We start from the raw sequence: 6,911 nt of genomic DNA on the forward strand, positions 1-6,911 counted from the left end.
AAAGACGTTCCATCCGATGACGAAACCCTTATCCCACCTCGACCTGCTTGAAGCGGAAAGCATTGCAATCCTTCGCGAGTCCGCCGCGCAGTTCAAAAAGCTCGTATTCCTTTATTCGGCGGGCAAGGACTCGACCGCGCTTCTTCATCTCGCGCGCAAGGCATTCTGGCCGCAGAAGCTGCCCTTCCCGCTGCTTCATGTCGATACGACCTGGGAATTCAAGGAAGTGATCGAGTTTCGCGATCGCACCGCCGAGCGCTTCGGCCTCGATCTTCTTGTGCATATCAACGAGGACGGCGTCGCGCGCAACATCAACCCCGTCGACTATTCCCCCTCGGTTTATACCGACGTGATGAAGACGGTGGCCCTCCGTCAGGCGCTCGATAAATATGGCTTCGACGCAGCCATCGGCGGCGCGCGTCGCGACGAGGAAGCCTCCCGCGCGAAGGAACGCGTCTTCTCGCTGCGTTCGCCGGGCTATCGTTGGGATCCTCGCAAGCAGCGCCCCGAGATGTGGAACATCCTCAACGGCCGTCTGGGGCAGGGCGAGACGATGCGCATTTTCCCGCTGTCGAACTGGACCGAAAAGGATGTGTGGCGCTACGTCGCCCGCGAAAAACTCGACGTGGTGCCGCTTTATTTCGCCAAGGAGCGCCCCGCCATCGAGCGCGACGGGCAGGTTTTCGTCATCAATGACGACCGGCCGTTCTTGCGGCCCGGCGAGACACCGCGCCTCATCAAGACGCGCTTTCGCACGCTCGGCTGCTGGCCGGTCACGGCTGCCGACAAATCCGACGCCTCCGACATCGACTCGGTGCTGGCGGAAACGCTCGCCGCGCGCAATTCCGAGCGGCAGGGGCGCCTTATCGACCACGACACAATCGGCGCGATGGAGCGCAAGAAGGAAGAAGGATACTTCTGATGCGCTTTGACCCATCCGATGCGTTTACGAGCGCAGAACCCGCGTCCGAAATCGAAGCCTACAGGAAGCCCCCCGTGACAGAGCGCAAGACCGCGCCAGAATTGAACGGCATCGTTCGCCTTCTCACCTGCGGTTCGGTGGATGACGGCAAATCCACGCTCATCGGCCGCCTTTTGTGGGACGCCTCTCCGCTTTACGACGATCAGCGCGAAAAGCTCCTCAAGGAGACGGCGAGCCTCCACGGCGCGAGCCGCCCGGACTTCAGCCGCCTCGTCGACGGTCTCGTCGCCGAGCAGGAGCAGGGCATTACGATTGACATCGCGTGGCATTATTTCGACACGCCGCATCGCCGCGTCGTGATCATCGACTCGCCGGGACACGAGCAATATACGCGCAACATGGCGACGGGCGCCTCGCACGCCGATGTTGCGGTGCTCCTCGTCGACGCGCAGGCGGGCATCAAGCGGCAGACGCGCCGCCATCTCGCGATCCTCGACCTCGCGGGCGTTCGCAAGGTCGTGCTCGCCGTCAACAAGATGGACCTCATCGGCTGGAACAAGGAGCGCTTCGACGCCATCGTCGACGACTTCGTCAATTCCGTCGCGCGCTTCCCGAGACTGTCGTGGATCGCGATCCCCGTCTCCGCGCTGAACGGCGACAATGTGGCGACGCGCTCGCAGGCGATGGATTGGTACAAGGGGCCGACCTTCGTGGAGCATCTCGAAACGGTCGGCGCCCGCGAGGACAATGCGCATGAGTCGTTTCGCATGCCGGTGCAGCTCGTGCTGCGCGACGGCAAGGGTTTTCGCGGCTTTGCGGGGCGCATCACGGCAGGGACGATCCATGTCGGCGACGCCGTGTCCGACGCGATCTCCGGTCGTTCGAGCACCATCGCCAGCATCCGCACCATGGACGGCGACCTCGAAGCGGCGCGTAGCGGCCAGTCCGTGGTGATCGAGCTTGCCGACCATATCGATGTGAGCCGTGGCAGCGTGCTGACAACGGAAAAGGGCGAGGTGCGGACCGGGCGCGGGCTTGAAGCCCGCATCGTCTGGCTTGCGAACGAACCGTACTCCTCCACTCAGGGCTATCTGCTGCGGACGGCCACGGACATGGTTCCGGTGGCTTCGCTAAAGATCCTCGGTCGCCTCGATCTCGACACGCTGGAGCTAAGTGAGGCCGCCACGCTTGAGCCGAACGGCATCGCCGAGGCACGCATAGACCTCGCGCGCGCCATCGCTGCCGACCGCTTCACGGACCATCGCGGCACGGGTACGTTCATGCTTGTGGACGCGGTGACGGGCGCAGCAGTGGCGGGTGGCGTCATCCGCGAGGTGAGCGCCGGTGCCGCCGCCGAAAAGGGCGCGTTCCTGCTGTCGAGCGAGCTTTTGTGGCGGGGCCTCTGCTCCGATCTTGCCGAAGACGATACCGACGGCGAGTTCCGCCGCCGCGCGAACGAGGTAGCGATCATTCTGCGCGCGGCCGGGGTTTCCGTGGAGTTCGCGGCTTAAGCCGCGAGCGGCGCCATCTTGCCGGGCGCGGCAACCGATGGTTTATCGGCCTCGCAAAGGTCGGCGGCGCCACGCTTCTGGATCACGTAGTTGAGCCCCACGCTCTGGCGGAGGCATTCGAGGCCGTAATAGGCACGAGCCTTTTCGGCCGCCTCGCGGTGTCCCATGCGGCGTTTAAGCCGCAAGGCGCAATAGGCGCCAACCGATTTGAGGCGGAAAACGCCCCGGATCGCAGAGGCAATCGCCACGCGCGCGAACCCGAACGGGATCGGGTAAAGGAGCACCTGAAGGTGATAGTCTATGCCGAACCGGCGGCCGCCCGCAATGCTCACGAGTTCGAGTCCGTTCTTCTCAGCATAATGCCGCAACGGCATGTGGGAAAGGTGAGAATAGGAGATTTCGTGGAAGCACTCCATGAAGGCGGCGTAGCCGACGAAGAGCCCGCCGGGCTTCAGGATGCGCGCAATTTCCGCGAAAGCGGCGCCGACGTCCTCGACGTGCTCCAGCACGGCATCCATGATCGCGATATCGAAACTGGCGTCAGCAAATGGCAGGCTTTCGGCGCGGCCTACGACGGTGTGGGCGCCCCCGTCGAACGGTTCCACGCCGACCCACGTCCCGCCACCCGCCTCGACGATGGCGCGATTGCGTCCATAGCCGCAGCCGATGTCGATGACAGATTTACCGGCGCAAATCTGTTTCAGGTCGTAATTAGGCCGATTGATGAAAACCCGGCAGCCGGGCAACAGGTCATCAAGCCTTAACCGTCGCACTCCCTTGCTTGTGGGTTGCGAGGCTGCGACTGGTGCCGAATGTCTCCCACCCGAAGAGCGATTTTCGGGCGACATCAGTTGACCGTGCACTCTGCTTGTCTCCTCGATCGTGGCCTCCGGATATCAATGGCGGCGCCCGCGTCACTTCGGGGAATGCCGCGCATTTCGGCGCCTACGTTTTGTCCGGCTGGGTGCATGCGCGCTACCAATAGGTGTGTTAATAACAACTAATCGCAAAAGTGGCAATGATTTTCAGGAACGCCAGATCAGAGCCCTAGGTCGCAAACCCATAAAAGGGATTCCCGCATCGGGCGCGCTGTGATTCTGCTCTCCAAACGAGGGAGTTTCTCATGGCGCGCAAGACAGATGGGAGGGTTTTCAACCGCCGGCAAGGCGTGTTGGACCCATAAATAAAGAAGCGGTCGGAGCGCCAAAAACCACGCATCGGGGCTTGCGGGCGCCTCGCTGATCGCTATAGTGCGGCGTCGCGCTGCTTCGGCTTCGGTTTGTCGGCGCGTCTGGAGAGGTGGCCGAGTGGTTGAAGGCGCACGCCTGGAAAGTGTGTAGGCGGGAAACCGTCTCGAGGGTTCGAATCCCTCTCTCTCCGCCATTTTTTTTCGCGAAGGTTCCGTAAGCGCCCGTCTTAATTCATTTTTTTGCCGTAGCGCGAATTGTTCAGCGCTGTTTCCCCCTAATGTGCTATACATTTCGATGCACAATTCGGGAGAGGCGCAGCTGTGAAGGACACAACCATTTTCAAGCGGGCCGATACGTGGCAACTCCGCCGCCGCGTGCCCGCGCGCTATGCCCCCGTCGAAGAGCGCAAAGTGATCTGGCTCAGTCTTCACACCGATTCGGAGAGCGTGGCGCGCCGCAAGGCCGCTGCTGCATGGGTGCAACTCGAGGAGGCCTGGGAGGCCCGTCTCGCGGGCGACACGAACGATGCGGAGAAGCGTTACGCCGCCGCCCTCAACCTTTGTGGAATGCGCGGCTTTCGCTACCTGCCTGCCGAAAAGATCGCGGCCTTGCCGGAGGAAGAGCGCATCCGGCGCGTGGAAGCCGTCGCTTCCGGCAAGCCGGAACGCTTTGAAGCGGCGGCTTTGCTCGGCGGCGTGGCGAACCCGCCGCTCACGGTGACGCGCGCGCTCGATCTCTATTGGACGCTTGCCAAGGATCGAACCTTGGGCAAGAGCGAGGACCAGCTTCGCCGCTGGAAGAACCCGCGCATGAAGGCCGTAAAGAACTTCGCCCATGTGATCGGCGCGAAGCCACTCGCCGAAATCACCGCCGACGATGTGCTTAACTTCCGTGAATGGTGGATCGAGAAGATTGAGGCCGAAGACCTGTCGCCCAGCAGCGCGAACAAGGATTTTACCCATCTCGCGGACATGGTGCGCACGCTCAACCGCATGAAGCGGCTCGGCCTGCCGGACCTGTTTCGTGGCGTGGCGCTCAAGGAAGGCGCCAAGCGCACCAGGCCTCCGTTCTCAACCGAATGGATAAGGATGCGCCTCATCGCTCCCGGAGCGCTGGACGGCCTCAACACCGAAGCCCGCTGCATTGTGCTGGGCATGGTCAACACCGGCTACCGGCCAAGCGAGGCGGCGGGATTGCTGCCGGACCATATCAGGCTCGAAGGCCCGATCCCCTTCATCTCGATCGAACCTGTAGGGCGGCAACTCAAGAACGAGACGAGCAAGCGTATCATCCCGCTCGCGGGCGTGTCGCTCGAAGCGTTCCGGGAGTGCAAACAAGGCTTTCCACGTTATCGAAATTCCAGTGCGACGTTGAGCGCAACGGTGAACTCATATTTCCGGGAGAATGGTCTGCTCGAAACGGAAGATCACAGCCTCTATTCCCTTCGCCATTCTTTCGAGGATCGGTTAATCGCCACGCACGCGGACGAGCGCATTCGGCGCGACCTGTTTGGGCACGCCTATAACCGCGAGCGCTACGGCAAAGGCGGAAGCCTCGAACGCTTGCGCGAAACGATTTTGGCGGCAGCGCTTTGAGCGACTTCGCGGGCGCGTTCCCACGCCTTCACCTTTTCCATGTCGCGCTCGAAGGCCATGAAGACGGGCAAGAGCGCGGGGTTCTGAGTTGCGAGCCGTGCAACCTTAGCATGGGCTGCCTTCAGACGCTCAATATCCTTGAGGGTGCGCATTCACACTCCCACGTTGCGGGCGAACCGTCCGAATTCGTCACGGCGTACCGCTCCAGATGACCCAGACATGTTGCAGCTTGCAGCCTTCAAAGCGCTGCGTGTGCGTTGCACGCGCCTCAGGCCCACGCCGAGCCCTCGACTTGGTGTCTCGTGAGAAGCGCGCCATTGCCCCTTTTTGGAAATGCCTTGGGCAGGGAGGAAAGGATGCAGAGAGACATGCGGCCTCATCGAACCTTCCTTTCAGGATTATAAACGGGGCAATCAAGGATCAGCTCTCGCCCCGTCCGCACCTCGACGCCGAAGACTTTTGCGGTGAGGTCAGCGCCATGCGCCCGCGCAAAGGACGTAATCAGCTCATCCCAGTACAGCGCCTGGCCAGACGCCGTAGCCGGATAGGGTCGCCCGAAGACAGCCACGGCCGCGGCATGGATCCGTACGAATTCGTTCGAAGTGCCGGGTTCTGCCACCTCGCTTGGTGGCTTGGCGCGGGCTCGTCTCCTGGGCTTGCCACGCGCCAAGGGCTTGTGCCCTGCTGAAGCAACCGCGAGGGCATCCACGCCGATAGACTGAAGCCACAGCAATTCAGCCACCGGCCCAAGCGGCGAAGCCAGGTTCAGACAAACGCGGCACAGTGGCAAGGCCCAGACCGGTTTTCGCGGGGGTATTCGGATTTTCAATGCGTGAAGGGCGATTGCCGGGTGCTTTCGGCACGCAACGCAGCCACCTTCTGTCGGGGCACGACGAGGCGGCGCTTGTCGCGCGCCTGCGGGCGAAACGCGTCCCTTGGAAGCAGAAACTCTGCCTATCATGCTGGCAACTCCAAGACACAGTACGAAGCAAGAAGCCAACTGCCTGATACGCTCTAGGCTTGCCTAAGTTTGTCTAAAAAGCAAAAAATCAAAATCGTCTAAAAAAGGGCAATTGTGGCAGGACTCGCCTCGAGCAAAAGCCGCTGTTTGGGATACGGTGCCGCGAATAAGCTGGAGAAAAGTTTACCTGACGGGCGCGGTCCTTGAGGGCGGCTGAGCCCAGGGCGCAGCGGCAACGAGCCGGACGTTGGGGCCAAGAACCAGAGGCGGGAGTTCGAGACAGCCGGTGTTGATGGTGAGTTGGCGGGGCGGCACGAACAGCCTCAACAGCAGAAGCTGTCTCGGCGGTGATCCGACGACGACCGCTGCGAAGGAAACCACCGTAGGCGTCTCACCCTCATCGAGGAGGCGCAACGTCAAGAGATCGCCAGGAAAAACGCCGCTGTCGGACAGAACGCGAGAGCGAACTTCATAGACCTGGCAGGAGGGATCGCGGCCAAACCTCTTATAACTGCGATCGAGCGCGATCAGATCGTCATCGAGACCGCTCTGCCCCTCGGCCGCCAAAGCCGACGCCCACGCACGCGCAAGTCTCATAGGCCGCTTTTCCGCTTCGTTGCCCTAGGTCACCGACTCGTAAGCCCGCAGCCAGATACGGACTGACGCAAGCTTGACGGATGCGAGGAAATTGTCGTCGCGCTTGTCGTAGCGGGTTGCGACGGCTCGGAAGTG

6 protein-coding genes, 1 tRNA gene and 1 pseudogene are annotated in these 6,911 nt (G+C 61.9%); 5 read left to right on the forward strand and 3 right to left on the reverse strand.

Annotated features, from left to right (window positions below; genetic code table 11):
* The first annotated feature begins 16 nt into the window (after positions 1-16).
* The gene (gene cysD, locus KKP04_RS11960) at positions 17-922 is read left to right on the forward strand and encodes a sulfate adenylyltransferase subunit CysD (protein WP_215031481.1); all 906 of its coding nucleotides are present in this window, start codon (positions 17-19) and stop codon (positions 920-922) included.
* A complete protein-coding gene (locus KKP04_RS11965) occupies positions 922-2,433 on the forward strand; it encodes a sulfate adenylyltransferase subunit 1 (RefSeq protein ID WP_215031494.1) in 1,512 nt (503 codons plus the stop codon). Before cysD ends, KKP04_RS11965 begins: the two co-directional genes overlap by 1 nt.
* Here KKP04_RS11965 and KKP04_RS11970 read toward each other — a convergent pair.
* The gene (locus tag KKP04_RS11970; RefSeq protein ID WP_251134071.1) at positions 2,430-3,179 is read right to left on the reverse strand and encodes a class I SAM-dependent methyltransferase; all 750 of its coding nucleotides are present in this window, start codon (positions 3,177-3,179) and stop codon (positions 2,430-2,432) included. The genes KKP04_RS11965 and KKP04_RS11970 overlap by 4 nt on opposite strands.
* Before the next feature lie 547 nt (positions 3,180-3,726).
* On the opposite strand from KKP04_RS11970, the gene KKP04_RS11975 reads away from it, so the two are divergent.
* The 3 genes from KKP04_RS11975 (at position 3,727) to KKP04_RS11985 (ending at position 5,430) form a co-directional block, all read left to right on the forward strand.
* Positions 3,727-3,816, forward strand: a tRNA-Ser gene (locus KKP04_RS11975).
* Between the two features lie 127 nt (positions 3,817-3,943).
* On the forward strand, positions 3,944-5,218 hold the full coding sequence (locus tag KKP04_RS15955; RefSeq protein ID WP_215031507.1) for a DUF6538 domain-containing protein: 1,275 nt from the start codon (positions 3,944-3,946) through the stop codon (positions 5,216-5,218).
* Positions 5,215-5,430 carry a hypothetical protein gene (locus KKP04_RS11985; RefSeq protein ID WP_215031510.1) on the forward strand — a complete coding sequence of 72 codons (216 nt, stop codon included), beginning with the start codon at positions 5,215-5,217 and terminating at the stop codon, positions 5,428-5,430. The genes KKP04_RS15955 and KKP04_RS11985 overlap by 4 nt, the downstream gene beginning before the upstream one ends.
* Positions 5,431-6,362: 932 nt before the next feature.
* Here KKP04_RS11985 and KKP04_RS11990 read toward each other — a convergent pair.
* Both KKP04_RS11990 and KKP04_RS11995 read right to left on the reverse strand, forming a co-directional pair.
* Entirely contained in the window at positions 6,363-6,776 is a 414-nt protein-coding gene (locus tag KKP04_RS11990) for a hypothetical protein (protein WP_215031513.1), read from the reverse strand.
* A gap of 24 nt (positions 6,777-6,800) precedes the next feature.
* A pseudogene (locus KKP04_RS11995) lies at positions 6,801-6,911 on the reverse strand (IS5/IS1182 family transposase); the annotation flags it as partial.

Source organism: Rhodomicrobium sp. Az07 (assembly GCF_018619475.1).
Taxonomy (GTDB): Bacteria; Pseudomonadota; Alphaproteobacteria; order Rhizobiales; family Rhodomicrobiaceae; genus Rhodomicrobium.

Coding starts and splice junctions, on each gene's coding strand:
- cysD (WP_215031481.1), top strand. CDS start 17: ATGACGAAACCCTTATCCCACCTCGACCTGCTTGAAGCGGAAAGCATT.
- KKP04_RS11965 (WP_215031494.1), top strand. CDS start 922: ATGCGCTTTGACCCATCCGATGCGTTTACGAGCGCAGAACCCGCGTCC.
- KKP04_RS11990 (WP_215031513.1), bottom strand. CDS start 6,776: ATGAGACTTGCGCGTGCGTGGGCGTCGGCTTTGGCGGCCGAGGGGCAG.